Origin of the sequence: Pseudomonas sp. SMV7, from assembly GCF_052041995.1 — a bacterium.
In the GTDB taxonomy this organism is placed as follows: Bacteria; Pseudomonadota; Gammaproteobacteria; order Pseudomonadales; family Pseudomonadaceae; genus Aquipseudomonas.
Window position 1 is genome coordinate 273424 of sequence record NZ_JBKGGT010000001.1, and the last position, 26709, is coordinate 300132.

Below are 26709 nucleotides of genomic sequence, written 5' to 3' on the forward strand. Positions count from 1 at the left end.
GCGCGAGTAAGCGAAACGGGAAGGGTTGTCGGCCTCATCAATCCTCTTCCTTGAGCAGGATCTGCGTGTCGTTTACCAACACCGACAGAATGATCTGGTGACCGCGTGGCGGAATGCGCAGCACTTGCTGCCAGGTGGCGTTTTCCTGGTTTCGGTAGTCGCCGATGACGGCGACGAAGCGGGTGTCAGGCTCAATCGGGGCGAAGGGGATGAACTTGAACTGGCCGGGCCGCAGCAGGTAGTCGTCATCGCGGATGTAGGTGCTGCGCAGGGCTTTGGCAGGGTCCTGCTCCAGCAATTCATAGACGCTGTTGCGTAGCAGTGAGTCGTCACGCAGTTGCAGGATCTTGATGGCGATGGGGGTCGCCACGGCCTCGCTGGCCACGCTCGTGGCGCGCGGCATGGTCAGGACTACCGTCGAGTCGTCGTAGCTGCCGGGTGTACTTTCCTCCAGCGGCGAGCGAACCGGAGCGGCGCCGTCTTCCTCGGCCAAAACCACGGCCGGGGTTGCAGGGAATTGCTCCTGGAGGTATTCGAACAGGGTCCCGACTTTCTCAGCCAGCACGTAAGGGTCGCTTGCGCTCAGGCTCACGGCGTAGGGGCTGGGATCCAGGGCTGTCGCCGGTTCGACGGTGGGATCAAGGCTGTTCGGGTTGCTATTGAGGGTCGGGCTGGCGTTGATGCTGAATGCAACCGCGGTCGGCTGATCCTTGGGCGGCCCGATGGGCAGCGAAGGGTCCAGGACCACCTGGCTCACCCTGCTCATGGCGGTACAGCCGGCAAGCGCGATCAGCGCGGTGCAAAGGGCGGCGGTGAACAGATGTCGGGTCATGCGCCTTCTCCTGCAATCAGGCGCTGCAGCGGGTTCTCCGACGATGGCCTGGTCACTGCAACGGCATCCAGTGCCGCCAGCGGGTCTTTCCCGGTGTCGCAGCTGAAGACCGAGCAGATTTCGCTGGCCGCCTGGGGCGCTGCAGGGCTGGGCTGCCAGGCCTGGGGCGAAGTCTCGGCGAGCAACTGGTCCAGCACGCTGTGGTCAGGGGTGAACAGCGCGTCCAGGCGTGCATCGGCGTGTGCGCACTGAACCAGCAGCCGATAGTTGCCGACACGAAGCTGGTCGCCCTCGACAAGCCGTCGCGCAGGGCGCTTGCCGAGGCTGACGCTGCTGTCGTTCAGGTAGGTGCGGTTACAGTGGTCAATCACACAGAAGCTGCCCTCCAGCCAGCGGATTTCGCAGTGAATGGGCGCCACGCTCTGCTCGCGGTCAGTGAGCAGCCAGGTAGCCGCTTCGCTGCCGATGGTGCCGCCCGTGCGCTCGAACCGGTGCCGCGCTGTCACGCTGTGCTGCAATTGGTCGAGATTGATGACGCTCAAGGTCAGGCTGCTCATGCGCGCCCCCGAAAGCGGACAACAGGGCAGACCCGGCCGTGGCGGTCATCGACAAAGCTGGTCCAGCCCAGGTAGGCCCCCTGGCTGCGATGCAGGCAGAATGGGGATAGCGCATTGCGCTTCAGGCGCAGCTCCAGGTCATAGGCCAGGCCATCGCGCAGCAACAGATCGATCAGTGCGCGCAAGCGGTCGAAGTTGACGCCGCCCGGAAGCAGATCGTGCAGCTGCTTCTGGTCGAGTTCGCCAATCACGATGGTGAACTTGCTGCTGCGGGTACGCGTGCGACTGCCCAGCATGAACGTGCGGCCCAGTTCGCCATTACGCCGACCAAGGCAGGCCAATTGCTTCAGCGTGGTGGATACGGAACGCGTTTCGAACTCGCGAATATGGACCTGCTCGAGGTCGAAACAGTGGGCAATGATGCCGGCGACGGTTCCTGGCGCACGGCTGCGGCTGGCAATGACACCCGCGAAGCTGAGCAGCCGGCTCCACGGCAGCGCGGTGTTTCCGCGCAACTGCCTGTCGTTCAGGCCGAGCAGCGCAAAAATGTACTGAGAGAAGCCATCGGTGGCTCCCGGCTGGAAGCGGATGTAGTAGCGGTATTTACGCCAGATGCGATGCAGCAGGCTGAGCAGGTAGTGGTTGAAGAAATCGAAGAATGCCGGGCGCACACCGATACCCTGTGCATGTTCGTAGGCCACCTGTTCCAGGTAATAGGTCGGCAACGGCGAGTCGGTGCCGTGCAAGCCCATGAAGGTCGTGCACACCCGATAGCGCTGTTCCTGGCCGGGCATACGTTCGGCTTTGTATACGTCCGAAACCGGGAAGGTCAGCCGCGGGTCGCTGGCAAGCCGTACCCGCAACCGGGTGGCCTCGCTTGGCCAGCGTGGTTCAAGGTCATCGCCGTGCAGTCCGTACAAGCGTTCCAGCAACTGGAAGAAGTTGTACTGGTGCGCGTCGGCGAGCAGTCTGTCGGCTAGATCAGTGGTTGTTTGCCGGTCTGCAGTGGCCATGTGTAGTGCTCGTTGTTGGTGATGTTGATCACTTCCAGTTGGTGGAAGGAATTGATGCTGGCGTACAGCGCGAAGAAGTGGGCCAGTGCGCAACTGAACAGGTAGAGGTCGCCTTCGCAGAGGAAGGCAGCCTGGTCCAGCTTCAGGCGGGTACGCAGCCCGCGAATGGGCTGCCCTTTTATCAACCAGTCCAGGGGCTCTGTATGGATCTCGCGGATGCCGTCGAGGTGCTTGCGCGTGGTCCGAGCGTGCTGGATGTCGTGCAGAGCGGCGAAGTCGTACGCGCGTATCACTGCTTTCAGGGGATCGACCGATAGCAGTGACAGGTAGTTGAGTGACATGTTGGAAATCAACGCCCACTGCAACTGGCCGTCCAGCACCGGGCGATAGGGGCGTGACGGCGCGCAGATGTTGGTGTAGGTGGCGAGGGGAGGCGTAGCCTCGGTGAGCACGTTGATGTCATCGATGCCCAAAGCCAGCGGCAGGTCGCGGTTGGTGCAGGTCAGGTCGATGGACGCGGTTTCCAGCTCGCCGATATAGGCGTTGGCATCCGCGCGGACAAAGGCGATGCGGTGAGTGACGCCTTGGTCGCGCAAGGATTCTTCGAGCGTGTAGCGGTAATACAACGCCGTGCGGCCTTGCACGTGCTCGATTTCGTGGGCGAACGACTCGAATGGCCGGAAGGTTCTGAGGTGTTCGCCGATGCTCCCATCCGCGGTGGTGCGGGTGCTGATGACCGCATCGACGCTGAAAATTTCGTGAGCGTACTGCTCCGAGCCTTTGGGCTTGAGCTCGAACTGGGCTTTGCTGCTGGACAGATCGATGGGTTCGGCGCTGTGTTCGAACAGGTTGACCGCCGGGGTGCAGAACAGCTTGAAATCGGCTTTGCCGATACGCAGCGAATCGGGTAACAGGCGGCAGAAGTGGAATTCGATGTCGACCTGCTTGCTTTGCTCCGCAGGCCAAAGCCTGTCCAGCCCGGTGAGGGTGAAAAAATGGAAGCGCTGCGCGAACATGAAGTATTCCTGCAGGATCCGGTAGCCATCAAAGACATTTTTCGGGTAGGGCAGCAGGGCTTCATCAGCGCTGAAACCGGGAAAGGCGAGGCTGCTCGCCGGCAACCGGCGGACCTGGCCATTGACGGTTACGCAGACATGCTCGAGGTACTGCGACATCCACAGGTACAACGTACGGGCGGTACGCTGGTCGCCGCTGAGGTGAAAGTCGAGGCTGGTACAGCCCAAGGTGTTCAATGGCCGTTCGACCAGCGTTCGCAGGCGGATGCGGACCACTGCGCTGTCGAGGGTCTGGGTCGCGCCAACCGCGTCGATCTCGAACGGATGAATATTCACCGGGGTGCAGGTGCGAAACTCGCAGGCGACACCGTCCACCGGCTTTGAGAACAGCCTCGAGCCTTTGGCAATCTGTTGGGCCTGGCTGAGCGCCTGCATGCGTGGCGTGAACTGGATGATCGTCACGCTGGGCAGGGGCCGTAGGTAGTTTGGCCACAGCAACTGCAGCATGGGGTGGGTCAATTCCGGCAGGTCGTCTTCCAGCTTCAGCCTCAGCCTGGCTGTGAGAAAGGCGAACGCTTCCATCAGGCGCTCGACATCCGGGTCGCTTCCCCCGGTGCCAAGCAACCGGGCCAGTTGCGGGTTGTCCTTGACGAAGTCGTTTCCCAATTCGCGCAGGTAGCGCAGTTCTTCGCTGAATCTGTCCTTCAGTGACATGGTTCATCTCACTCGGGTGAAGCGGTTGTGCCCGTTGACCAGCAGTTCCAGTTGCAACTGCTCTGCCTGGTCATTGACCTGTACCTGGCAGTCCAGCCGGAAATGCAATTCCAGTGGGGTGTGATCATCGGGCACGGCTTTAAGCGCACAGACTTGTATGCGTGGTTCAAAGCGTCGGATGGTGCGGCGGATATCAAGGCTCACTTGTTCCAGCAGGTCGCCGCTGCTCGCATCGTGTCCATTGAAATCCCGCAGGCCCAGTTCAGGGCTGCTCTGTGAGCAACCTTGCCGGGCGTTGAGCAGTGTTTCGAGATGGCGCTTGATGGCGGTGATCTTGTGAAAGGCGTTCTCCTGCCGGGAGTGCCCGCTGCTAGCGGATTGAGCAGCCGTCAAACGATCAAAAAAGCCAGTCATTGGGTGTCGAGCCGCCCGACCAGGGAGATCTCGAAGTTCGCGCCCATGTACTTGAAGTGAGGGCGCACGGCGAGCGAGACCTGGTACCAGCCCGGATCACCGGCAACGTCCGAGACTTCTACCCGGGCAGCACGCAGTGGACGGCGGCTGCGTACATCCGCTGAAGGGTTCTCCTGGTCGGCGACGTACTGTTTGATCCACTTGTTGAGTTCGGCCTCGAGATCGCGTCGCTCCTTCCAGCTGCCGATCTGCTCGCGCTGCAGCACCTTGATGTAGTGGGCCAGGCGGTTGACGATGAACAGGTAGGGCAGCTGCGTACCGAGCTTGTAGTTGGTCTGGGCTTGCAGCCCTTCGGGCGTCTTTGGGAAGTTCTTGGGTTTTTGCGCCGAGTTGGCCGAGAAGAACGCGGCATTGTCACTGTCCTTGCGCATGGTCAGGGCGATGAAGCCCTCTTCGGCGAGTTCGAATTCCTTTCGATCGGAAATCAGCACTTCGGTAGGAATTTTCGCCTGCAACTGGCCCATGGCCTCGTACAGGTGCACCGGCAGGTCCTCGACAGCACCGCCCGATTGCGGACCGATGATGTTCGGGCACCAGCGATAGCGGGCGAAACTGTCGTTGATGCAGCTGGCCAGCAGGAAGGCGGAGTTGCCCCACAGGTAGTTGTCGTGGCGCCCGGCAATGTCTTCTTCGTAGTTGAAACTTTCAATCGCCTGTTCCGTAGGGTGGTAGGCGGAGCGCAGCATGAAGCGCGGGCCGGTCAGCGCGACGTGGCGGGAGTCTTCGCTTTCGCGGAAGGCACGCCATTTGGCATGCCGCGGGCCGGCGAAGATGTCCTTGATCTCCTTGAGGTTGGGCAGATCCTCAAAACTGCCGAGGTTGAAGAACTCTGGAGACGGCGCCGTCAGGAAGGGCGCGTGTGACATGGCGCAGACAGAGGCCATGTAGCTCAGCAGCTTGATGTCGGGAGAGGAGGGCCCGAAGCTATAGTTGCCGACCATGGCCGCCACGGGCTCGCCACCAAACTGGCCATAACCTGCGGTGTAAACGTGCTTATACAGGCCGCTGCAGGTGATGTCGGCAGCATTCTCGAAATCCTCGAGCAGGTCATGCTTGCTCACATGCAAGACTTCGAGCTTTATATTTTCGCGGAAGTCCGTGCGGTCGACCAGAAGTTTGAGGCTGCGCCAGGACGACTCCAGTTGCTGGAACGCGGGCTGATGCAGAATGGCGTCCATCTGCTTGCTGAGCACCCGATCAAGTTCGGCAATCATCTGATCAACACGATGTTTATTGACCAGTTGGTCCGGCTCATTGCTTTTCAGGATTTCAGCAATAAAGGCAGAAACACCCTGGCGGGCAACCTGATAGCCTTCTTGCGCGGGTACCAACTTGGTCTCGGCCATGATCTGGTCGAGCAGGGTTGCGTTGCTCAACGTTTCGCTCGTTGTTTCAACTGCTTGGGTAGTGTCGCTTGGTTTTGGCATCGGACGCTCCGTTGTCTCAATCTTCTTGTGGCGCCGCGAGCGCCTGTTCGAGTTCTTCGGCGAGTTGTTTGCGCGCTTGCTCGTTAGTCAACAGCTGCTGCAGGTGCTTGCGGAAAGTCGGCACGTTGCCGAGCGGCCCCTTCAAGGCGACCAGTGCTTCACGCAACTGCAACAGTTTGTTGAGCTCTGGTACCTGCCGGACAATCTGGTCTGGGCTGAAGTCCTTGATGGACCTGAACTGCAGGTTGACCGCCAGCTCGCTGTCGGCTGCGGTGCTGAGCAGGGAGGGGACGGACAAGGCCAGGCTGACGTCGGCGTCGTGCAACACGTTGTTGAACGTGTGTTTGTCAATGCGCATCACCGAACGGTCTTCAAGCGCACGGCTGTCATCCAGACCGAAGTCGCCCAGGACAAGCATCTTGTGTGGCAACTCTACTTCGGCCTGTTCATCACGGGTGGCTGAAACGTACTTGATGTTGATACGTTCTTTGGGTGCAACGGATCCCGAGTTTTTAGACATCGGCACATGGCTCTCTAGTGAAGTTGTAGGATATTTCCGTATGGCGTGTTTAATTGTGTGTTCTGTTTGTAGGAAGTTTCCTGCAAAGTGTTTTTGGGTCTCGCTTACTTGCCCAGTCGTCATAAAAACCATGCATGGAAAAGCCCCCCTTGGTCGAGGCTTAAGATGTAAATAAATATTTGTTTGTATGCACGGTGTGCGATGTACTAGGCTCGTACCGGTTTCGTTTGGAGTAGTTGTGCGCGGGAGGGCGTAAGTGGGTATTCAGTTGTCAGAAAAACAATGCGCAGGGCCGTGCAAGGCTTATGTGCTCATTGCGTGGGTGAACTTGGGATGATATTCCGCCGTGCATGTTACGCAGGCGTTTCGTTGCTGTTTTGTATGCAGCCGGTGCTGGCTGAGCTTGATCGCGACTGCCCCCGGATCGTCTCCGACATCGAGCGCCTGGCTTGTTTTGACCGGGCTGCCGGTACGCCGGCACATGTGGCATCCAGGTCGTGGTCAGCGCAGGAGCAGGAAGCGCCCACGGTGATGCGGGTCATGGCAAATGAGGCATCGCGCGCAGCGGATGACCTGACCTTTCGCATCGGTGGTGGCGGTGAAGTCGGCTCAGCAACGGCGGAGCTGATGATCTCGGCGCCTGCCATCGCCTCAACCCACGAGCGCCCCTATCTCGCCATCAGCTGCATACAGAAAATATCGCGGCTGCAGCTGATTACCACACGGCCCATCGACGCAAGCTGGGTTGCCGTGAGGCTGACAAGCGAGGGTGGCGCCACGCGCAACACGCCGTGGCGCGTGATGGAAAACGGCCAGGTACTCGATGCCGGGCGTGGCCTGCCGGCGATCGAGCAGATCAGGCAGCTGATCGGGGCTCACCGGATAGTGGTGGCGAGCGATCGCAGCGAGGTCGACGGGTTGGTGTTCGATGCCCAGGGCCTGGGGCCGTTGATCGAACAGGCGCGGAGTGCTTGCCGGTGGTAATGCAGACATCAGCGGATGAGATCAGTCGGCTGCTCGCCCCGATCGATCCAGCGATCCCGGCTGGTTTGTTCGATATCGAGGATGAAACCTACCAGGCGATAGACCAGGAGATGGTCAAGCTGGGCGGGCTGCAGGCGGCCTCGATCGACTGGGCCTACATCGAAGAGGCGTCCTGCCAGTACCTGTGCCGGCAGTGCAAGCACATGCGGATCGTTGCCCACCTGAGTACTGCGTGGCTGCGCAGCGCGTGCTGGGAACGATGGGGAAACACCCTGGCGTTGCTGGCCGGCATGGTCGAATGCTATTGGGAAAGCGCTCATCCAAAGCCGGGTCCCACAGGTTTCCTCGGCAAGCGGAAGCTGGTCGGCCTTGTACTCAGCCGCTTGATCGATGCGCTACCGCGCCTTGACCGGTTCACCTACAGCCCTACCCACGCAGTGGCGGCGCAGGCGGCCCTGACGCGGCTGAAACAACAGCAGGACGGCGCCCAACTCGATGCGGCTGGGTTGGGCGAACTGGAACGCTTGTTACATCGGCAAACGGAGCTGGCCAACGGTGTTGGCGAGGCTGTTGCGCCGGCCCCGACCGCTGCAAGCGAGCAGCCCATGCCACTGGCAGACGTGATCGCCATGCCAGCGCCCCGGGTTTCCATCGGCAGCGAGCGGGAAACCCGGCGTGCCGTACTGACCATGGCCGAGCTCATCAATCAACAGGATCCGTACGATCCGACCGGTTACCAGCTTCGTCGTTTCGCCCTGTGGTCGCATATCCAGGCGGCGCCTGCCGTCAGGCAGCGGCACTGCACGGGCCTGATGGCAGTGCCGCCAGAGGTGATTGCGGGCTACGAAAATCTCGTGGCAGGTACTTCAGTGGACATCGCGCTACTGCATCGGATCGAGAAGAGCCTCACGGCAGCCCCTTACTGGTTTCGCGGCAGCTTCCTGGCAGCGAGCGTAGCATCGCAGCTGGCGTTGAACGAGGTCAGCGAGGCCATTCGCAGTACCACCGCGCGTTTCGTCCAGCGCCTGCCTTCGTTGCAGCAATTGTGCTTCAGCGATGGCACGCCGTTCCTGGACGATCAAGCCCTGGCATGGCTGAACGGCTGCCAGGGTGCGTCAGCCCAAGGCGCTGCTTCCCAGGAGTTCGGCAGCCTGCGCGAGGAACTCGTTGCCCAGCTTGACGGCATGGGGGTAGAGCCCGTGCTCCTGAGGTTGCAGGGGATGCAGGCGGATCTGAACTCGCCGCGTGAGCGCTCGCACACCACGCTCATCGCCGCTGACTTGCTGGCGGCACGCGGCGTGTCCTGGCTGGCCCGGGACCTATGCATCGGTGTTGCGCGGACGATGCAGCAAACCACTGCCGATGCGTGGGAGCCCGAGGTATTCCAGCGGCTCCAGCACTACACGGCATCCACCGCATTGGCAGTTCAGATCAAGGATCCGGAGCCCATATGAACCCACCATGGAAACAACTGAAACGCTGGGGCTTGCGCCTTTCCAGCCGTATTGGCCTGGCCATGCCGCTGCTCCTTGGGCTGGGCGCCGTGCTGATGCTGGTCGCCATCTGGTGGCTTGGCCCGCATTGGACATGGCGCGAACAACAACCGCTGGCCAACGTCGCCCATCGTATCGTTGCGAGCCTGGTGTTGGTGGTGGTGCCGTTACTGGGCTGGCTCATGGTGTTGCGCAGACGTGTCCGCCGCCTGCAAGCGGACCGCAAGCAGGCCGTGGCGGCCGCGCTGGACCCCACGCTGCCGCTGGTTCAGGCACAAGAGCACGCGTTGAACCAGCGGCTGGCCAGCTATCTGGACAATGCCGGCGGACGAAGCGCCTTGTACCGGGTGCCATGGTATCTGGTTCTGGGTGACGTACAGGCTGGCAAGAGCAGCTTCATTGATCGCAGCGACCAGCGTTTCTCCCTGACCCGTATCGGCAGGGCCCAGGCGCTGGCTTACCCGGTAGGCTGGTGGGTCAGCAATGATGCCGTGATGATCGATCCTCCGGGTGCCTTCATCAGCCAGGCTGCAGCGGCGGTTCCGGTGCCTGGCTCTGAGCAGCCTGAAGTTTCCCCGCCGCCTGAAGCCCCGGCCAGGTTGTGGGAGCACCTGCTGGGATGGCTGCTGAGCAACCGCAGTCGGAGGGCGTTGAATGGGGTGGTGCTGGTCATTGACCTGCCTGCGTTGTTGCATGGGACGTCCGACCAACGCCGGGCGTTGGCCCATATGCTGCGCGCGCGCCTGTTCGAAATCAGTAGCCGGCTGGGTGCGCGCCTGCCGTTGTATGTGGTGCTGTCCAAGTTCGACTTGCTCGATGGCTTCGATCAGCTCTATGGCAGGCTCCCGGCTTCCAGGCGGGAGGAGCTGCTGGGCTTCACGTTCAAACTGGCTGCGACCGGTTCGACCGATGCCTGGCTGGACGAATACCGCAGCCAATACCATCGGTTGATCAGGCTGCTGTTCGAGCAGGTCTTCGATCAGCTTGATGGACTTGGCGGGGCGCCGGCACGTGCGCGCCTGTTCTCCCTGCATGCGCAGCTGGTTGGGCTGCAACCGATATTGCTGTCGTTTTTGCGTGAAACGCTGGGCAGTGACCGCTTCACCACGCCCGCCCTGGTACGTGGGCTCTATTGGTCGTCGGTGGTGCAGCAGGGCGATATGCTCAACGCGTTCGTCCGTGAGGCGGCGCAGCCCTACAAGACAAAACTGCCCTTGCGTGAAGGCAAGGCGCAGGGCAAGGCGTTGGCATACTTCATCCAGCAGGCCTTCAGGCGCGTCATCTACCGCGAAGCCGGTCTCGCCGGCGACAACGCCAGGGTGGCACGCAGCAAGCGTCAGTTGTTCCGGGTGGGTTCCGCAGTAGGCCTGCTGGCGTTCTGTATCGTTGTCGCCAGCTGGCAGCGCTACTTCGATAGCAATGCTGCCAAGGCTGCCAGCGTGCTGGTCAAGAGCAAGGAGTACAGCCACCGGCAACTGGACCAGCAGCTTGACCCGACCGGGCGCAACCTGCTGGAGCCGCTGGACCAGATCCGCGATGCAGTGGCGCTGTTCGGCGACTATCGCACTGCATGGCTCGGTGTTGCCGATGCGGGCCTCTATCAGGGCCGCGCCATCGGTCCTCGGGTCGACGAGGCCTATCTGCGCTTGCTTGGCAGACACTTCCTGCCGGCATTGGCCAGTGGTGTAGTCGAAGCGATGAGCGCCGCGCCCCCTGGCAGCGAACAGCAGATGGCCGCGCTGAGGGTTTACCGAATGCTTGAGGACCGCCAGAACCGCCGCCCCGAATGGGTCGAGAAGTGGATGGCTCATCGCTGGCAGCAAGCCTTCCCGGGCCAGGGGCAACTGCAACGCGACCTCATGCGACACCTGCAATACGCCTTGGCTTATGCCGACGCCGACCTGCCCCAGTACCAGCAACGTGTTGCCGAGGTACAGCAGACCCTGCGCAAGTTGCCCCTGCCGGAGCGGGTCTATGCGGGCCTCAAGCAGCGCGCTCAGGAACAGCTGCACCAGGGCCTGGACCTGCGTTACCAGGTCGGGCCAGCCTTCGATGTGGTATATCGGCCGACTTCCGGTTCCATGCACGGTGATGCTGACGTCGTGATTGCGCCGATGCTCACCGCCAAAGGTTTCCAGGCGTACGTTGCAGCGCTCGGCCAGCGGTTTGTCGAAATCGCGATGATCGATCAGTGGGCGCTGGGCGAGCGCGGCCAACTCGATTATTCCGATGCCGAGCGGGACGCGCTTGCTGCTCGTCTGCACAGCCTGTACAGCAGCGATTACATTGATAGCTGGCGGCGGGCACTGGCCGCGTTTTCGCTGGTGGACTTCCGTGATCTGGAGCATGCAGTCGCAGTGCTCGAGCAACTGACCGGGCCTGCGGCACCGCTGCAACGCCTGTTGGCTACAGTGAAGGACAACACCACGCGCTGGGCGCCAGCAGACGTGGAGGTGCCAGGCGAGACAGCTGTTCTGCTGGCAGCTGGCCGCCCCGCTGAACAGCAGCAGACCTTGGCCATCCAGCGCGCATTCGCCGGGCTCAGCGGCATGTTGCAGGCGACAGGTGACAAGCCGAGCAGCTATGAAGAAACGCTTGCCGCGCTGACGGCGGTTCACGCTTATGCCAAGGCGGTGCAGGACAGTCCCGACCGGGGCAAGGCGGCTCTGCAGGCTGTGCGTCAGCGCTTTTCGATGACCGGGCACGACCCGATCGGCACCTTGCAGCGGCTGGCGACAGGCTTGCCGGAGCCACTCAACCATCAGCTCGGAAAGGTCGCGGAACAGACTGCGCAGGTGCTGAACATTCAAGCATTGCTTGAGCTGGAGCGCCGCTGGGATGCTGACGTCTACAGTTTCTTCCAGCAGCGATTGGCAGGGCGATACCCCTTCGTGGTGAGGGCACCTGACGCTTCCCTGGAGGATTTCGAAGCGTTCTTCGGGCCAAAGGGGCGGCTGCAGCAATTCCACGACCAGTACCTGAAGCTGTTCCTCGATGACAACCTCGAAGCCCTGCGAGCCGGACAGCAGCAGTCGCTGATCCGCAGCGATGTGCTCGAACAGTTGGCGCTGGCGAATCGCATCCGCGAGACGTTCTTCGATCAACGCGGAAACCTGAGCGTGCAGTTCAGCATCGAACCGTTGGGGCTGAGCGCCAACCAGCGTACCAGCCTGCTGGACCTGGACGGTCAGTTGATCGCCTACACCCATGGTCCGAGTCAGATTACCGGTGTCGTCTGGCCCAATACGCTAGGGCAGCAGGTGCGCAGCAACCTGACCTTGCTCAGGCAAAGCGGCACCAGCAGCAGCCTGGGTTACCACGGCCCATGGTCGCTGTTCCGCTTGCTCAGCCGCGGTTCGCTCAATGGGCGCACTGCCACCAGCGTGGACCTTAGTTTCCGGACCGGTGACGGCGTGATGCGCTATCGGCTGAACGCGGAAAAAGCCTTCAATCCCATTACCCAGCAACCATTCAAAGGCTTCAAGTTGCCGCGAGGTCTGCTGCAGCAGCCAGTGAACGTAGCGCAGGCGGAAGGGCTGGATGAGCAGGCATTATGACCAGAAGCCGACCCGTTCGTCTTGCGCCTGCAAGCCGCTCAATGCTCTACCAGCCAGGTAGCCGAAGGTCATGCCCGGCCCGAGGGTGATGCCGCCACTCGGGTAGTACCCGCCCATCACGCTGCCCATGTCATTACCCACCGCATACAGCCCGGGTACCGGCTGGGCCGCGTGGTCCAGGGGTTGCATCGTCGACCAGGAATTTGAAATCGGCATGCGCGTGCTCGGCGTGCCGCTTCTGGACCGTGCGGGCCGGCTGAAAGCGACGCTGACCATTACCACCGATGCTGCGCGGTTGCGTGTGGATGAAATGCGCCTGCGCTACCTGCCCAGACGGTATGAGGCGCAGGCGTTGTTGCGGCCGGTGCTGGATTGAAGGCCCGTTCCAGCAGGTACTGCAGCGTCCTCGGCGGTGTGCAGTACCTTGCCGGTCGGGCCTGGGTGACTATCGCTCGATCTGGCGATTCCAGCGGGCGTTCCATTCCGGGCGCTGGTTGTTGACCTGGTCCCAGTCGATGGTCACGGCGGTCTGCAGATAGGTGTGCATGGCCTCGACCTGGCCGCGGGTCTTGTCGCTGGTCGGCGTGTTGGGGTTGGAGGGGATCTGGTCACCCAGCTCCAGGGCCGGTGCCTGCGCCTCGGGGCTGAGCAGGAACGCTGCAAGCTTCTGCGCCAGCTCCGGCTGGTCGTTGTTGGCCGTGACGCATTCTGCCTGGTTGAGCACCACCGCGCCTTCCTTGGGCGCGGCGTATTCGACCGGGATGCCTTTGAGCTTCAGTGCCGTCACCTGGGTGGGGGTGAGCGGGAACAGCGCGGCTTCGTCGGTCTGGACCATTTCCGAGAGTTTGGCCGAGTTGGGGATGTACTCGAGCACGTTCGGGCCAACGTGTTTCTGCCACGCCGTGAAACCCGGGTTGACGTCGGTATCGCTGCCGCCTTGCAGACGGTTGTACATCAGGAAGCCGTGCAGGCCGAAGGTGGACGACGCCAGCGACTGGAAGACCACCTTGTCCTTGAACCGCGGATCCGCCAGGTCGTTCCACGAGGTGGGTGCTGCCCAGCCTTTCTCCTTGAACAGCCGGCTGTTGTAGGCGAGCCCGGTCACGCCCAGGCTGACCGCGGCGGCCTTGTCCTTGATCAGGGCTTTTTCCGGCAACTGGGCCAGCGTCGGGTTGGGCTTGAGCGTGCTGCACAGGCCCATGCCGATGGCGCGGTACATGATGCCGTCGTCCAGCACCATGACGTGCACCGACGGCTTGCCCGGCGTGGCCTGGACTTTGGCCAGGATGTCCGCCGAGGTGCCGGGAACGATCACCACCTTGACCCCGTTGGCCTGCTCGAACCTGGGCAGGATGCTGTCGCTGAACAGCCGCTCCATGGTGCCGCCGTTCATGCCCAGGTACAACGTGGGTTGGGCCATGGCGGGCAGGCAGGCGAACAGGCCGGGCACGGTGCTGAACAGGGCGAACAGACGTTGCTTGTGCGTCATGACAGGTGTTCCTTGTAATGGTGGTTGGGCTGGAAACGCTGGATGGAAAAGGCCGCCAGGCTGATGGCCGGCGCGCCGAGCAGGATGCACTGCGCCAATGCTTCGCCGGCCGCCGGGCCTATCTGGAAACCTGCGCCGGCAAAGCCGAAACCGTGCAACAGGCCGGGCTGGCGCAGGCTGGGGCCGAGCACCGGTTCGTCATCGGGCAGGTAGCCTTCGGTGCCGCTCCAGGTGCGGATGGCCTGGGCACCGGCCAGCGCCGGGTACAGCTCGGTGGCGTTGCGCAGGATATCGAGCAGCGCCGCCTGGCCCGGGCGTGAGGTGGTCGGGGTCAAGGCAAAGCCGCGACCGCCGCCCAGCACACAGTTGCCCCGGGCCACCTGGCGCGCATAGATTCCGCCACCTTCGACCCCGGTGCTGGCGGTCATGAACAGTGGTAACGGCTCGGTGACCAGCATGGCCGGGTGGGCCGCGCTCAGCGGCACCGGTTCGCCGAACTGCTCGGCCAGGCGTGCCGACCAGGCACCGGTGCAGTTCAGCAGCCAGGGCGCCTTGAAGCACTGGCCGGTGCTGGTGCGTACATGGAAGCGCTGGCCGTCGTGGTCCACCGCCAGCACCTCGCACTGCTCGTGCAACCGGGCGCCGCTGTCTCGGGCTGCCTGGGCGAAGGCCGGTGACACCAGGCGTGGGTTGGCATGGCCGTCCTCGGGGCAGTACGAGGCACCGACGGCGATGTCGCCCACCCAGGGGAAACGCCGACGCAGTTCCTGGCGCTCCATCAGTTGCAGGCGCAGGTCGAAGGCCTGGGTGCGCCGGGCATAGGCTTTCAGGGCACTGAAGTCGGTTTCGCTGCGCGCCAGTTTCAGGTGGCCGCTGCGGGTGTACTCGCCATTGATACCGATCCATTCGCGCAGGTGCGCCCAGATGGCGTGGGCGCGCATCGCCAAAGGCAGCTGGGCCAGCGAGCGGCCCTGGCGACGCACACCGCCGTAGTTCACCCCGCTGGAATGCGAACCGCAGAAGTCCCGTTCGAGCAACGCCACACGCTGGCCACCACGGGCCAGGTTGAGGGCCGCGCTGCTGCCGACAATGCCGGCGCCGACGACGATGGCGTCCACTTCGATCAGCGTCATGGCTTTATCTCCAGGCCAAACGGCAGTGGCTTGACCGGGGCCTGGCCGCGCAAGCGCCCGATCTGGTCGAGCGGGCGGCCGCTTTCGCAGGCGATCAGTTCGGCCGCAGCGGCACCACACACACGGCCCTGGCAGCGACCCATGCCGACCCGGCACATGGCCTTGACCCGGTTGATGTCCCAATGCCCGGCGCGCACGCTGGCGCGGATTTCCCCGGCGCTGATCTGCTCGCAGCGGCACACGGTGAGCTGGTCCGGGGCTTGCCGGGCCCACTGCTCGGGGAACGGGAAGGCCTGCTCCAGGCCCTGGCGGAAACGCTGCAGGGTGGCCAGGCGCTTTTCCAGCTGCTGCTGGCGTTGCGGGTTGCCGGGCTGGCCAAGGTCGGCCAGCAGGCTGAGGGCAGCCAGCTCACCGGATAGCTCGGCGCCGTCGGCACCGAGAATGCCGGCACCGTCGCCCGCCAGATAGACGCCGGGACGCGACGCCCGACCCTGGGCGTCGCGCACGGGTAGCCAGGCGCGATTGAGGGCGTTCCAGGCGAACTGGCAACCCAGCAGGTCGGCCAGCTGGGTTTCACTGCGCAGGGCGTGGGCGAATGCCACGGCGTCGCAAGGCAGTTGGTAGTGTTGGCCGTTGCGTGACCAACGCACGCCGCTGGCGCGTTGCTGGCCGTCGATGCCCAGCAGGGTCACGCCCTGATGCACCGGCACACCGTGGGCCGCTAGCCAGGCACGGTAATACAGGCCTTTGGCGAACGTGCCCGGCTGCAGCAACAGGCGTGGCAGGGCGCGCGCCTGCGCGCTGAATGGCGACGTATCGAGCACGGCGCTGACCGTGGCGCCGGCCTTGGCGTACTGGTAGGCCACCAGGTACAGCAGTGGCCCGCTGCCGGCCAGCACCACCTGGTCCCCGATGGCGCAGCCCTGGAACTTCAGGGCGATCTGCGCCGCGCCCAGGGTATAGACCCCGGGCAGGGTCCAGCCCGGTACCGGCAACACCCGGTCGGTGGCCCCGGTGGCGACGATCACCTGGTCGAATGCCAGGCGGTCGGCCAGTTGGCCCTGTTGCAGGGTGTCGAGCACCTGCCCTTCGGCATTCCACACCAGGGTTTCCGGGCGGTAGTCGATCTGTTCATGTAACTGCTCGAGTGTGCTGTGCAGGGCCTGGGCCTTGCCCGCCTCGAAGCCATACAAGGTTTTGCCCGGGCGCTGGAAGTTGGCCGGTTGCTGGCGGTAGATCTGCCCGCCGCCGCGGCTGGCTTCGTCCAGCAGCACCGGGCGCAGGCCATGCGCTACCAGGGTCTGGGCGGCGCGGATGCCCGCCGGGCCGGCACCGATGATCACGATTGCACTCATGCCTGACGCCCCGGGTCGCGGGTCACGCACTGGCCAGGCTCGAGAAAGGTCGAGCAGGCCCGCACCCGGCGGCCATCCTGCAGGCGCACCCAGCAATCCTGGCAGGCCCCCATCAGGCAGAAGCCGGCGCGTGGCTCGGCGCTGAAGTCACTGCCGCGCAGGTGCCCGGCATTGGTCAGGATGGCGGTCAGCAGGGTATCGCCACGCAGGCCGCTGGCCGGTTGGCCGTCGAGCAGGAACGGCAGTGGCTCGCGGTCGTGTTCGGCCACGCGCTTGAACAGCGGCATAGGGGCACTCCTTGTCATTGCTTGCCCACCAGCACGCGGTCCAGGCCGTACACCCGGTCCAGGGCGACCATGGTCAGCGCGGTGACGGCGATGACCAATGCCGAAACGGCGGCCATCATCGGGTCGATGGATTCGGTGGCGTACACATACATGCGCACTGGCAGGGTCTGGGTGGCGGGCGAGGTGACGAAGATCGACAGCGTGACTTCGTCGAAACTGTTGATGAATGCCAACAGCCAGCCGCCGGCCACGCCGGGCAGGATCATCGGCAGGGTGACCTTGCAGAACAGCGTGGCGCGACCGGCCCCCAGGCTTTGCGCGGCCTGTTCGGCACTGCGGTCGATACCGATGGCCGCGGCCAGTACCAGGCGCAGCACGTAGGGCGTGATCACTACCACATGGGCGAATACCAGCCAGGCGAAGCTGCCATTGACCCCCAGCAGGGCGAACAGCCGCAGCAGGGCCACACCCAGCACCAGGTGCGGGATGATGATCGGCGACAGCAGCAGGCCATTGAGCCAACCCTGGCCGGGGAAGCTGTAGCGGGTGAGCGCCAGGCCCGCCGGTACGGCGATAAGGGTGGCCAGCGAAGCCGCCAGCGCCGCCAGCTTCAGGCTGTTGTAGAACGCATCGAGGAAATCGGCACGTTCGAAAACGGCGCGGAACCAGCGCAGCGAAAAACCGGCTGTAGGCAGGCTCAGGGTGTTTTCCGGGGTGAAGGCCACCAGGCACACCACCACCAGCGGGGCCAGCATGAACAGCATCACCAAGGTGTGAAAGGACAGGGCCAGCGGGCCGTTGCGGGTCATGGCTTCAGACTCCAAGTGCACGTTTGTAGCGGCGTTCGACCAGCCGGTTCCAGCTGAGCATCACCAGCAGGTTGATCAGCAGCAGGGCCACGGCGAGGGTGGCCCCCATCGGCCAGTTCAGTTCGGCCAGGTACTGGTCGTAGATCATGGTCGCGACCATCTTCAGCCGGCGCCCGCCGAGCAGGCCGGGGATGGCAAACGAACTGGCGGCCAGGCCGAACACGATCAGCGTACCCGACAGCACGCCGGGCATGATCTGTGGCAGCACGATGCGACGGAACACCGTCCACTGGCTGGCGCCCAGCGACAGCGCGGCTTGCTCGGCAGCCGGGTCGAGCTTCTGCAGCGAGGTCCACACCGGGATGATCATGAACGGCAGCATCACGTGGACCAGGCCGATGATCACCGCGAACGGGGTGTACAACAGCTTCACCGGCTGCCCGCCCAAGGCGCTGAGGCCCTGGTTGACCAGGCCATCGGCACCCAGCAGCAGGCTCCAGCCAAAGGCCCGCACCACGACCGAAATCAGCAGCGGCGTCAGCACCAGGATGAGGAAGATCGAGCGCCACGGCGGGCCCATGCGGCTGAGCACCAGCGCCTCGGGAATGCCGATCAGTACGCACAACAGGGTGACCAGGGCGCTGATCCACAACGTGCGGAAGAAGATCTGGTAGTAGTAGGTGTCGGTTATCAGGCTCAGGTAGTGGCCCAGGGTGTACTGGCCGGCCTGGATGCCGCTGGTGTAGTCGAAGGCATTGAACGACAGCAGTACGGTCAGCCCCAGTGGCACCACCAGCAAGGCCAGGAACAACAGCAGGGCCGGGCTGCTCAAGCCGTAGCCCCAGGCGCTGCTGCGCAGCTTGGCCGCGCTCATGCCGCCACCTCGTCGCAGTTCAGCACGCGCAACAGGGCGTCATCCCAGTCCAGGCCGACCTGGGTCCCTTCAGCCAGCGGCGCGCTGCCATCGTTGGCACGTACCACGGCCAGGTTGCCCAGGGCGGTGTCGACGCGGTACAGCCACTGGCTGCCGAGGAAGTAGCGGCAACTGATGCAGCCGGCGAGTTTGCCGCTGCCGAGCGGGCCGAAGCTGATCTTTTCCGGGCGCAGGCTGAGGGTCAACGGGCCGTGGGCATGCGCCTGCGGTTGCCCGCCGGGGCCGGTCACGCCACGCAGGCGATTGGCCTTGCCGACAAAGTCGGAGATGAATGGCGTGCCAGGGTGCTCGTAGAGGCGGTAAGGCTCGTCCACCTGGGTGATGCGCCCGGCCTCCATCACCACCACCCGATCGCTGATCGACAAGGCCTCGGCCTGGTCGTGGGTGACCATCAAGGTGGTGATGCCGACCTCGTTCTGGATGCGGCAGATCTCGAACTGCATCTCTTCGCGCAGGTGCGCGTCCAGGTTGGACAGCGGTTCGTCCAGCAGCAGCACTGGCGGCTCGATCACCAATGCGCGGGCCAGGGCGACGCGCTGACGCTGGCCGCCAGAGAGTTCGCGTGGGTAACGCCCGGCCTGCTGCTGCAGGCGTACCAGCGCCAGGGCCTGGTCGACGCGGCGGGCGATGTCGGCACTGGCCACCTTGCGCATGCGCAGGCCGAAGGCGACGTTGTCACGCACGGTCATGTGCGGGAATAGTGCATAGCTCTGAAATACCACCCCGAGGCCGCGGCTGGCCGGCTTGGCATGGGTGATGTCGCGGCCATCGAGCACGATGCGGCCGCTGGTGACCTCGACGAAGCCGGCAATCATCTGCAAGGTGGTGGTCTTGCCGCAGCCTGAAGGGCCAAGCAGGGAGACGAACTCGCCTTTGTCGATGGCCAGTGACGAACTGGCCACTGCCTCCGTGGCGCCATAGCGCTTGCAAAGCTTGTCAATCAACAGAAAGGTCATGGCTGTGCTCCATCGCAAACGGAACCGGGGTCAACCGGCAGTTTCAGGGTGGGCAGAGCGCCAGCGGCGAAAAGCAAGGCTTTTACGGACGTTGGCGCTCGCGGCAGTGGCGGCGGCCGATGTTGTGATATCGCCCTATGGACCGGAGAGTAGGGCAATGATTAGGATGGCGACAAAGGGTAATTTCACTGAGTGACAGCTATTTTGAAATTATTCCGCTCAATGAAATTGCCTGGGGGTTTAGGGAAAAATGGATTCCGATAAGCGAAATACGCAAGGCAAGGAAGTTGGCGTCAGTGCGGTCTCCCGTCTGTTCGCCGTGTTGCGCGCGCTGGGTGACTGTGGCGGCGAGGGCGAGAGGGTCAGCCAGCTTGCGCAGCGGCTCGGCCTGGCCCAGCCGACCACGCACCGCTTGCTGCGCAGCCTGGTCGAAGAGGGTATGGTCGACCAGTGCGCAACCAGCAAGCGCTACCGCCTGAGCCTGGAATTCTTTGCCCTGGCGGCCAAGGCCGGGCAGGCCGGCAACCTGCGCGACGTAGTGCGCCCCAGCCTGTTGCGGCTGTCGGCCTCGCTGGGCGATTCGTTGTTCCTGCTGGCGCGTTCGGGGTTCGATGCGGTGTGCCTGGACCGCAGTGAGGGGCCGTACCCGATTCGGACCTTCACCGGGGATATCGGCGGCCGTGTGGCGTTAGGGGTGGGGCAGGGCAGCCTGGCGATCCTGGCCTTCCTGCCGGAGGAGGAACGTGACGAGGTGATCCGTTACAACCTGCCGCGGCTGAAGGATTTCCACCATTACGACGAAGTCATGCTGCGCGCCGAAATCGACAACGTGCGCAGCCTTGGTTATGCCGGGGCGCAATACCGGCGTACTGGATGGCATGGCCGGCCTGGCGGTGCCGATTCTCGACCGCAATGGCCATGCCGTGGCGGCCCTGAGCGTGGCGACCATCAGTGACCGCCTGGGCCCCAACCGCATGCCGACCGTGGTGGCACTGCTCAAGCGCGAGGCGGCGGCCATAGGCGAGCGGGTAAACCCGTTCGACCCGGTGCTGCGCCGGCCTTCGCATGTGTTTGGTTAGGCTGGGAGCCCGGCGGTACGGTGTCATCCACCACGCAACCTGCCTTGCACCTATTCCACCGCCTCGGCCACGCCCTGGTCCTCGCCCAGGAACCCGCCGCTCTGGTGCTGCCACAAGCGTGCATACGTGCCGTTTTTCGCCAGCAACTGCGCATGGGTACCTTGCTCGATGATGCGCCCTTCATCCATGACGATCAGCCGGTCCATGGCGGCTATGGTCGACAAGCGGTGGGCGATGGCAATGACGGTCTTGCCTTGCATCATTTCGTCCAGGCTTTCCTGGATCGCCACTTCCACTTCCGAGTCCAGCGCGCTGGTGGCTTCGTCCAGCAACAGGATCGGTGCATTCTTCAGCATCACCCGGGCAATCGCGATGCGCTGGCGCTGGCCGCCGGACAGCTTGATGCCGCGCTCGCCCACCAGCGTGTCGTAGCCACTGTTGCCCTGGCGGTCGCTGAGCTGGCTGATGAACCCGTCGGCCTGCGCATTCACCGCAGCGGCGCGGATCTGCGCCTCGCTCGCATCGGGGCGGCCATAGGCGATGTTGTCGCGAATCGAGCGGTGCAGCAGCGAGGTGTCCTGGGTGACCATGCCGATGGCACTGCGCAGGCTGTCCTGGGTGACCCGGGCGATGTTCTGCCCGTCGATGCGGATTTCGCCACTGTCCACGTCATAGAAGCGCAGCAGCAGGTTGATCAGCGTGGATTTGCCCGCGCCGGAGCGGCCGACCAGGCCGACCTTCTCTCCCGGATGGATGTGCAGGCTCAGGTCGTTGAGCACCTGGCGCTCGCCGTTGTAGTTGAAACTGACCTTGTCGAAGGTCACCGCGCCGCCGCGGGTCACCAGCTCGCCCGCGTCCGGCGCATCCTGCACCTTGGGGCCACGGGTCAGGGTGTCCATGCCGTCCTGCACGGTGCCGATGTTCTCGAACAGCGAGGTCATCTGCCACATGATCCAGTGCGACATGCCGTTGATGCGCAAGGCCATGGCGGTGATGGCCGCCACCGCGCCGGTGCCGACCTGGCCCTGGTGCCAGAGCCACAGGGCATAGCCGCCGGCGCCCAGGATCAGGCCCACCACCAGCGCCTGGTTGACGATTTCGAACTGGCTGACCAGGCGCATCTGGCGAAAGCCGGTGTGCTTGAAATCCTCCATGGCGGCACGCGCGAAGTGCGCTTCCCGTTTGGAATGCGAGAACAGCTTGACCGTGGTGATGTTGGTGTAGGCGTCCGACACGCGCCCGGTCATCGACGACCGCGCATGGGCCTGTTCCTGCCCGACCTTGCCCAGGCGCGGTACGAAATAGAGCATGGCCAGGCCGAACAGGAGCACCCAGGCCATGAACGGCAGCATCAGCTTCAGGGCGAAGCCACCCGCCAGGGCAATGATCGCAATGAAATACACGCCGATGCCGGGCAGGATCTCGATCACGGTGAACAGCACTTCCCGCACGGCCAGCGCCGTCTGCATCACCTTGGTGGTGACCCGGCCGGAGAACTCGTCGGAAAAGAACGACAGGCTCTGGCGCAGCATCAGGCGGTGGAAGTCCCAGCGCAGGCGCAACGGTAAATTGATCGCCAGCACCTGGTGCTGCACCATCGTGCGCAGTGCCACCAGCCCGATGCTGGTCAGCAGGACGATGCCGATCCCCCACAGTACGTGGCTTTCCTGTGGGCTGGCCGGGTCACCGGCCTGCCAGGCTGCAAGCAGGTCGACCACCTGGCCGAGGAAGGCGAACAGCCAGGCTTCGTAGATCGACACCGCGGCGCTGAGCAATGCCAGCGCCAGGATGTAGCCGCGCGCGCCGCGGGTGCAGGCCCACATGAAGCGCAACAGGCCCACCGGGGGCGGCGGTACTTCGTCGGGGGGGAAGGGGTCGAGCCATCGTTCAAAAATACGCAACATGCTTGTCTCCGGAAATCAGCTTTGGCCTTGCCGCTAACCATACAGAACACACCGGGTTCCGGGGGTTCGAGTTGCCAGGGCGATCCCTTGCGCTGCAAGGCCGGCGAACCTGCAGGCTGACAGAGCCAGCCTATCAGGCCCTAACAGTGACTCTATTAGATCTCTGCCCAGGCTCGGCTAGTCTTTTCTCTGGCTTCGCCAATTGCGCTGGCGGGCGGCGTGTCAGCACTTGCGTGCAAGACCGCCGTCGTTAGCCGTGGCAGTTTCGCAAGCCCTCGTACAGACCTGACAAGGGGCAGCACGCGCGCATGCGCTCGGCTGAAAGAACACCTGGCACAGACCGGAAATCTGGATAAACGACACGAAGGTACACGCAGATGTCGAACGCATCGAAATGCCCGTTCCATCAAACCGCAGGTGGCGGCACCACCAACCGTGACTGGTGGCCTGACCAGCTCAACCTGAGAATTCTCCACCAGCATTCCTCCAAGTCCGACCCGATGGACCCGGGTTTCGATTATGCCAAGGCGTTCAAAAGCCTCGACTTCCAGGCCCTGAAGCAAGACCTGACCGCCCTGATGACCGATTCCCAGGACTGGTGGCCTGCCGACTTCGGCCATTACGGGCCGCTGTTCATCCGCATGGCCTGGCACAGCGCCGGTACCTACCGCATCGGTGATGGCCGCGGTGGTGCCGGTTCTGGCCAGCAGCGCTTCGCCCCGCTCAACAGCTGGCCGGACAACGTCAGCCTGGACAAGGCCCGGCGCCTGCTGTGGCCGATCAAGCAGAAATACGGCAACAAGATTTCCTGGGCCGACCTGATCGTGCTCACCGGCAACGTCGCACTCGAGTCCATGGGCTTCAAGACCTTCGGCTTTTCCGGTGGCCGTGCCGATGTGTGGGAGCCGGACGAAGATGTGTACTGGGGTTCGGAAAAGGTCTGGCTGGGCGGTGACCTGCGTTATGGCAAGGAACAGGTCAAGGCCCAGGCGCCGGGCCAGGGTGACCTGGTCGCCGAGCCAGCGAAGCACCCGGAGGAGCAGAGCCGCGCGCTGGGTGGCGAACGCAACCTGGAAAACCCGTTGGCTGCGGTGCAGATGGGCCTGATCTACGTGAACCCGGAGGGCCCGGACGGTAACCCCGACCCGGTTGCCTCGGGCCGCGATATTCGCGAAACCTTCGGCCGCATGGCCATGAACGATGAAGAAACCGTGGCCCTGATCGCCGGCGGGCATGCCTTCGGCAAGACCCACGGCGCCGGCCCTGCCGACAACGTCGGTGCCGAGCCGGAAGCGGCCGGCCTGGAACTGCAAGGCCTGGGCTGGGCCAACCGCTTCGGTACCGGTAAAGGCGCAGACACCATCACCAGCGGCCTGGAAGTCACCTGGACCTCGACCCCCACCCGCTGGAGCAACGAGTACCTCAACAACCTGTTCAACTTCGAATGGGAACTGACCAAGAGCCCGGCAGGCGCACACCAGTGGCGGCCGAAAGACGGCAAAGGGGCAGGCACCGTGCCGGATGCCCACGACCCGGGCAAGCGCCACGCGCCGTCCATGCTCACTTCCGACCTGGCGCTGCGCTTCGACCCGATCTACGAGCCGATCGCCCGCCGCTTCAAGGACAACCCCGAGCAGCTGGCGGACGCTTTCGCCCGCGCCTGGTACAAACTGATTCACCGCGACATGGGGCCGCTGGCGCGCTACCTGGGCCCGGAAATGCCCGACGAAGAGCTGCTGTGGCAAGACCCGATTCCCAAAGTCGACCACCCGTTGGTGGACGAGCAGGACATTGCGGCGCTCAAGGCCAAGGTGCTGGCCGCGGGCCTGAGCGTTGGCGAGCTGGTGGCCACCGCCTGGGCGGCGGCGTCGACCTTCCGCGGCTCGGACAAGCGTGGCGGGGCCAACGGCGGGCGCCTGCGCCTGGCACCGCAGAAGGACTGGCCGGCGAACCAGGGCACTGACAAGGTGCTGGCGGCGCTGGAAAAGATCCAGGCTGAGTTCAACACCGGCGGCAAGCAAATCTCCCTGGCCGACCTGATCGTCCTCGCCGGCGCAGCTGCAGTGGAAAAGGCTGCCAGGGATGCCGGGCGCGACGTGAGCGTGGCCTTCCGCCCGGGACGTGCCGATGCCTCGCAAGCGCAGACCGACGTCGAGTCGTTCGCTGTGCTGGAGCCGCTGGCCGATGGCTTCCGTAACTTCACCAAGGCCCGCTACAGCGTCAAGGCCGAGAAGCTGCTGCTGGACAAGGCCCAGCTGCTGACCCTCACGGCCCCTGAACTGACCGTGCTGATCGGTGGCCTGCGCGTGCTCGGTGCCAACCATGGCGGCAACCAGCAAGGCGTATTCACCGACAAGGTTGGCACCCTGAGCAACGATTTCTTCCGCAACCTGCTCGACATGGGCGTGGAATGGAAGGCGACGTCGGCCGACAACGAGGCATTCGAAGGCCGTGACCGCAAGACCGGGCAGGTGAAATGGAGCGCCAGCCGGGTCGACCTGGTATTCGGCTCGCATGCTCAGTTGCGCGCGTTGAGCGAGGTGTATGGCAGCAGTGATGGCGGTGACAAGTTCGTCAGGGACTTTGTGGCAGCCTGGGAGAAGGTCATGGAACTGGACCGGTTCGACCTGAAGTAACGGTGGTGCAGCGCAGGGGCGCCTGGCGCCCCTTTCGCGCAGCGCTGGACCATTGCGCCGTTCCTGTGCAAGCTGATGCATGACAGTGATTGCACAGAGAAGGTAATCGTCAGTGACCCCCGAAACCCTGTTGGCAGGTTTGCCAGGCTACGCCCTGGCGCCTGAGTCGATCCAGGTATTGGCCGATGCCAAGGCCTATCACGCTCGCCTGCTCGAGCAGATCCGCACCGCGACTCGACGCATCGTCATCGTCGCGCTGTACCTGCAGCAAGACGAGGCAGGCCAGGAGGTGCTGGATGCCTTGTACCAGGCCAAGGCTGCACGGCCAGGCCTGGATATCACCATCGTGGTCGACTGGTTCCGTGCCCGGCGCGGCTTGCTGGGGGCTGGTCGCCAGCCGGGTAATGCCGCCTGGTATCAGGCCCAGCGCCAGCAACACGGGCTGGATATCGTGATCCATGGCGTGCCGGTGCAGACCCGCGAGCTGTTCGGTGTGCTGCACCTGAAGGGCAGCATCATCGACGACTGCGTGATCTACACCGGCGCCAGCCTGAACAACGTCTACCTGCACCGCTTCGACCGCTACCGCCTGGACCGCTACCACCTGTTCCACTCGCCAGCACTGGCCGACGCCATGGTCGACCTGGTCCGGCGCCTGTTGCATCACACCGCCACGCCGCGCCTGGACCTGCCGGCCCAGCCTTCCACCCGCAGCCTGCGCAGCGATATCCGGCGCTTGCGCGCGCGGCTGCGGCGCATGGCTTATGCAGCACCGGCCAGTGCGCCAGGGCAAGGCCTGCGCGTGATCCCGCTACTGGGTGTGGGCCGTGGCAACCCGCTGAACCGGGCCGTGTGTGCCTTGCTGGCAGCGGCGCGTACCCAGGTCATCATCAGCACGCCGTATTTCAACCCGCCACGGGTCTTGATGCGTGAGCTCGATCATGCGCTGGAGCGAGGCGTGCGGGTGGAGCTGATCGTCGGCGACCGTACGGCCAACGACTTCTATATCGCGCCCGGTGAACCGTTCAGTGCCAGCGGTGCCTTGCCCTATCTGTATGAGGACAACCTGCGTGCCTTTGCCCGGCGTCGCCACGCCGCGATTGCCAGCGGCCAGCTGCAGGTGCGGATCTGGAACGACCCCGGGCACACCTTCCATGCCAAGGGGGTGTGGGTCGACCAACGCTATTCGCTGTTGACCGGCAATAACCTCAACCCCCGCGGCTTCAACCTGGACCTGGAGAACGGCCTGCTCATCGATGACCCGCACGGCGAATGGCGGGAGCCTCGGGAGGCCGAGTTGGTCGCGCTGCGCCGGCATGCGCCGCAGATCGACCCGGCGCAAGCGCTGGGCAGCAAGGCCGAGCATCCGAAGGAGGTACGCACGCTCTTGCGTCGGCTACGCTTCAGCCGGTTGGAGCCGTTGATCAAACGGGTCCTTTGAGGTTTCGTTCGTGTCTGCATGACTTCCCGGGAAACTGGCGTCCGGTCGTCGACCGGATCGATCAGCAGCCAACTGCTGGCAGTCCACTCTCTGGAACAC

The 26709-nt window shown here is 63.9% G+C and carries 20 protein-coding genes and 3 pseudogenes; 7 read left to right on the plus strand and 16 right to left on the minus strand.

Translation table 11 applies throughout. From position 1 onward, the window contains the following. Window positions 1-37: 37 nt before the first annotated feature. Genes tssJ through tssB form a run of 7 tightly spaced genes read right to left on the minus strand, consistent with a single transcriptional unit; the run spans window position 38 to window position 6553 of the window. Entirely contained in the window at window positions 38-832 is a 795-nt protein-coding gene (tssJ, locus tag ACLEJP_RS01500; RefSeq protein WP_289132234.1) for a type VI secretion system lipoprotein TssJ, read from the minus strand. Then, complete coding sequence (locus tag ACLEJP_RS01505; protein WP_440803930.1) at window positions 829-1389, minus strand: FHA domain-containing protein; 561 nt, start codon at window positions 1387-1389, stop codon at window positions 829-831. The genes tssJ and ACLEJP_RS01505 overlap by 4 nt, the downstream gene beginning before the upstream one ends. Further along, complete coding sequence (gene tssG / locus ACLEJP_RS01510) at window positions 1386-2402, minus strand: type VI secretion system baseplate subunit TssG (RefSeq protein WP_289132237.1); 1017 nt, start codon at window positions 2400-2402, stop codon at window positions 1386-1388. The genes ACLEJP_RS01505 and tssG overlap by 4 nt, the downstream gene beginning before the upstream one ends. Continuing rightward, window positions 2366-4132: a type VI secretion system baseplate subunit TssF gene (gene tssF / locus ACLEJP_RS01515; protein WP_440803932.1), complete on the minus strand. Its 1767-nt coding sequence runs from the start codon at window positions 4130-4132 to the stop codon at window positions 2366-2368. Before tssF ends, tssG begins: the two co-directional genes overlap by 37 nt. Before the next feature lie 3 nt (window positions 4133-4135). Next, window positions 4136-4546 carry a type VI secretion system baseplate subunit TssE gene (tssE, locus tag ACLEJP_RS01520; RefSeq protein ID WP_289132241.1) on the minus strand — a complete coding sequence of 137 codons (411 nt, stop codon included), beginning with the start codon at window positions 4544-4546 and terminating at the stop codon, window positions 4136-4138. Next, window positions 4543-6033, minus strand: coding sequence for a type VI secretion system contractile sheath large subunit (gene tssC / locus ACLEJP_RS01525; RefSeq protein WP_440803934.1), 1491 nt, complete (start codon window positions 6031-6033; stop codon window positions 4543-4545). Before tssC ends, tssE begins: the two co-directional genes overlap by 4 nt. A 16-nt stretch (window positions 6034-6049) precedes the next feature. Further along, window positions 6050-6553 (minus strand): type VI secretion system contractile sheath small subunit, encoded by a 504-nt coding sequence (tssB, locus tag ACLEJP_RS01530; RefSeq protein WP_440803936.1) that lies wholly within the window; start codon window positions 6551-6553, stop codon window positions 6050-6052. Between the two features lie 381 nt (window positions 6554-6934). Between tssB and vasI the strand changes: the two genes are divergently transcribed. The 3 genes from vasI to tssM are packed head-to-tail and all read left to right on the plus strand — an operon-like array spanning window position 6935 to window position 12587. Then, on the plus strand, window positions 6935-7537 hold the full coding sequence (vasI, locus tag ACLEJP_RS01535) for a type VI secretion system-associated protein VasI (protein WP_440803937.1): 603 nt from the start codon (window positions 6935-6937) through the stop codon (window positions 7535-7537). Next, window positions 7525-8991 (plus strand): type VI secretion system protein TssA, encoded by a 1467-nt coding sequence (gene tssA / locus ACLEJP_RS01540; RefSeq protein ID WP_440803939.1) that lies wholly within the window; start codon window positions 7525-7527, stop codon window positions 8989-8991. Before vasI ends, tssA begins: the two co-directional genes overlap by 13 nt. Further along, on the plus strand, window positions 8988-12587 hold the full coding sequence (tssM, locus tag ACLEJP_RS01545; RefSeq protein ID WP_440803941.1) for a type VI secretion system membrane subunit TssM: 3600 nt from the start codon (window positions 8988-8990) through the stop codon (window positions 12585-12587). The genes tssA and tssM overlap by 4 nt, the downstream gene beginning before the upstream one ends. Here the strand turns inward: tssM and ACLEJP_RS01550 are convergent. Then, window positions 12582-12767 (minus strand): annotated as a pseudogene (locus ACLEJP_RS01550) (FAD-binding protein); the annotation flags it as partial. The gene tssM and the pseudogene ACLEJP_RS01550 sit on opposite strands and share 6 nt — an antisense overlap. A 4-nt stretch (window positions 12768-12771) precedes the next feature. Here ACLEJP_RS01550 and ACLEJP_RS01555 point away from each other — a divergent pair. Then, window positions 12772-12963 (plus strand): annotated as a pseudogene (locus ACLEJP_RS01555) (IclR family transcriptional regulator); the annotation flags it as partial. Window positions 12964-13032: 69 nt separating this feature from the next. Here the strand turns inward: ACLEJP_RS01555 and ACLEJP_RS01560 are convergent. The 7 genes from ACLEJP_RS01560 to ACLEJP_RS01590 are packed head-to-tail and all read right to left on the minus strand — an operon-like array spanning window position 13033 to window position 19550. Further along, entirely contained in the window at window positions 13033-14076 is a 1044-nt protein-coding gene (locus ACLEJP_RS01560) for an ABC transporter substrate-binding protein (protein WP_440803943.1), read from the minus strand. Then, on the minus strand, window positions 14073-15209 hold the full coding sequence (locus ACLEJP_RS01565; RefSeq protein ID WP_440803945.1) for an NAD(P)/FAD-dependent oxidoreductase: 1137 nt from the start codon (window positions 15207-15209) through the stop codon (window positions 14073-14075). The genes ACLEJP_RS01560 and ACLEJP_RS01565 overlap by 4 nt, the downstream gene beginning before the upstream one ends. Then, window positions 15206-16564, minus strand: coding sequence for an FAD-dependent oxidoreductase (locus ACLEJP_RS01570; RefSeq protein ID WP_440803947.1), 1359 nt, complete (start codon window positions 16562-16564; stop codon window positions 15206-15208). Before ACLEJP_RS01570 ends, ACLEJP_RS01565 begins: the two co-directional genes overlap by 4 nt. Continuing rightward, on the minus strand, window positions 16561-16851 hold the full coding sequence (locus ACLEJP_RS01575) for a (2Fe-2S)-binding protein (protein ID WP_440803950.1): 291 nt from the start codon (window positions 16849-16851) through the stop codon (window positions 16561-16563). The genes ACLEJP_RS01570 and ACLEJP_RS01575 overlap by 4 nt, the downstream gene beginning before the upstream one ends. Window positions 16852-16865: 14 nt before the next feature. Continuing rightward, window positions 16866-17660 carry an ABC transporter permease gene (locus ACLEJP_RS01580; protein WP_289132260.1) on the minus strand — a complete coding sequence of 265 codons (795 nt, stop codon included), beginning with the start codon at window positions 17658-17660 and terminating at the stop codon, window positions 16866-16868. A 4-nt stretch (window positions 17661-17664) separates the two neighbouring features. Continuing rightward, window positions 17665-18534 (minus strand): ABC transporter permease, encoded by an 870-nt coding sequence (locus ACLEJP_RS01585; RefSeq protein ID WP_440803952.1) that lies wholly within the window; start codon window positions 18532-18534, stop codon window positions 17665-17667. Further along, window positions 18531-19550 carry an ABC transporter ATP-binding protein gene (locus tag ACLEJP_RS01590; RefSeq protein WP_440803954.1) on the minus strand — a complete coding sequence of 340 codons (1020 nt, stop codon included), beginning with the start codon at window positions 19548-19550 and terminating at the stop codon, window positions 18531-18533. Before ACLEJP_RS01590 ends, ACLEJP_RS01585 begins: the two co-directional genes overlap by 4 nt. A 250-nt stretch (window positions 19551-19800) precedes the next feature. Here ACLEJP_RS01590 and ACLEJP_RS01595 point away from each other — a divergent pair. Beyond that, window positions 19801-20629 (plus strand): annotated as a pseudogene (locus tag ACLEJP_RS01595) (IclR family transcriptional regulator). Window positions 20630-20679: 50 nt separating this feature from the next. Here ACLEJP_RS01595 and ACLEJP_RS01600 read toward each other — a convergent pair. Next, a complete protein-coding gene (locus ACLEJP_RS01600; RefSeq protein ID WP_440803956.1) occupies window positions 20680-22533 on the minus strand; it encodes an ABC transporter ATP-binding protein in 1854 nt (617 codons plus the stop codon). Between the two features lie 377 nt (window positions 22534-22910). Between ACLEJP_RS01600 and katG the strand changes: the two genes are divergently transcribed. Both katG and pssA read left to right on the plus strand, forming a co-directional pair. Beyond that, window positions 22911-25169: a catalase/peroxidase HPI gene (gene katG, locus ACLEJP_RS01605; RefSeq protein ID WP_440803958.1), complete on the plus strand. Its 2259-nt coding sequence runs from the start codon at window positions 22911-22913 to the stop codon at window positions 25167-25169. 112 nt (window positions 25170-25281) lie between these two features. Next, a complete protein-coding gene (pssA, locus tag ACLEJP_RS01610) occupies window positions 25282-26610 on the plus strand; it encodes a CDP-diacylglycerol--serine O-phosphatidyltransferase (RefSeq protein WP_440803960.1) in 1329 nt (442 codons plus the stop codon). The last annotated feature ends 99 nt before the right edge of the window (window positions 26611-26709 follow it).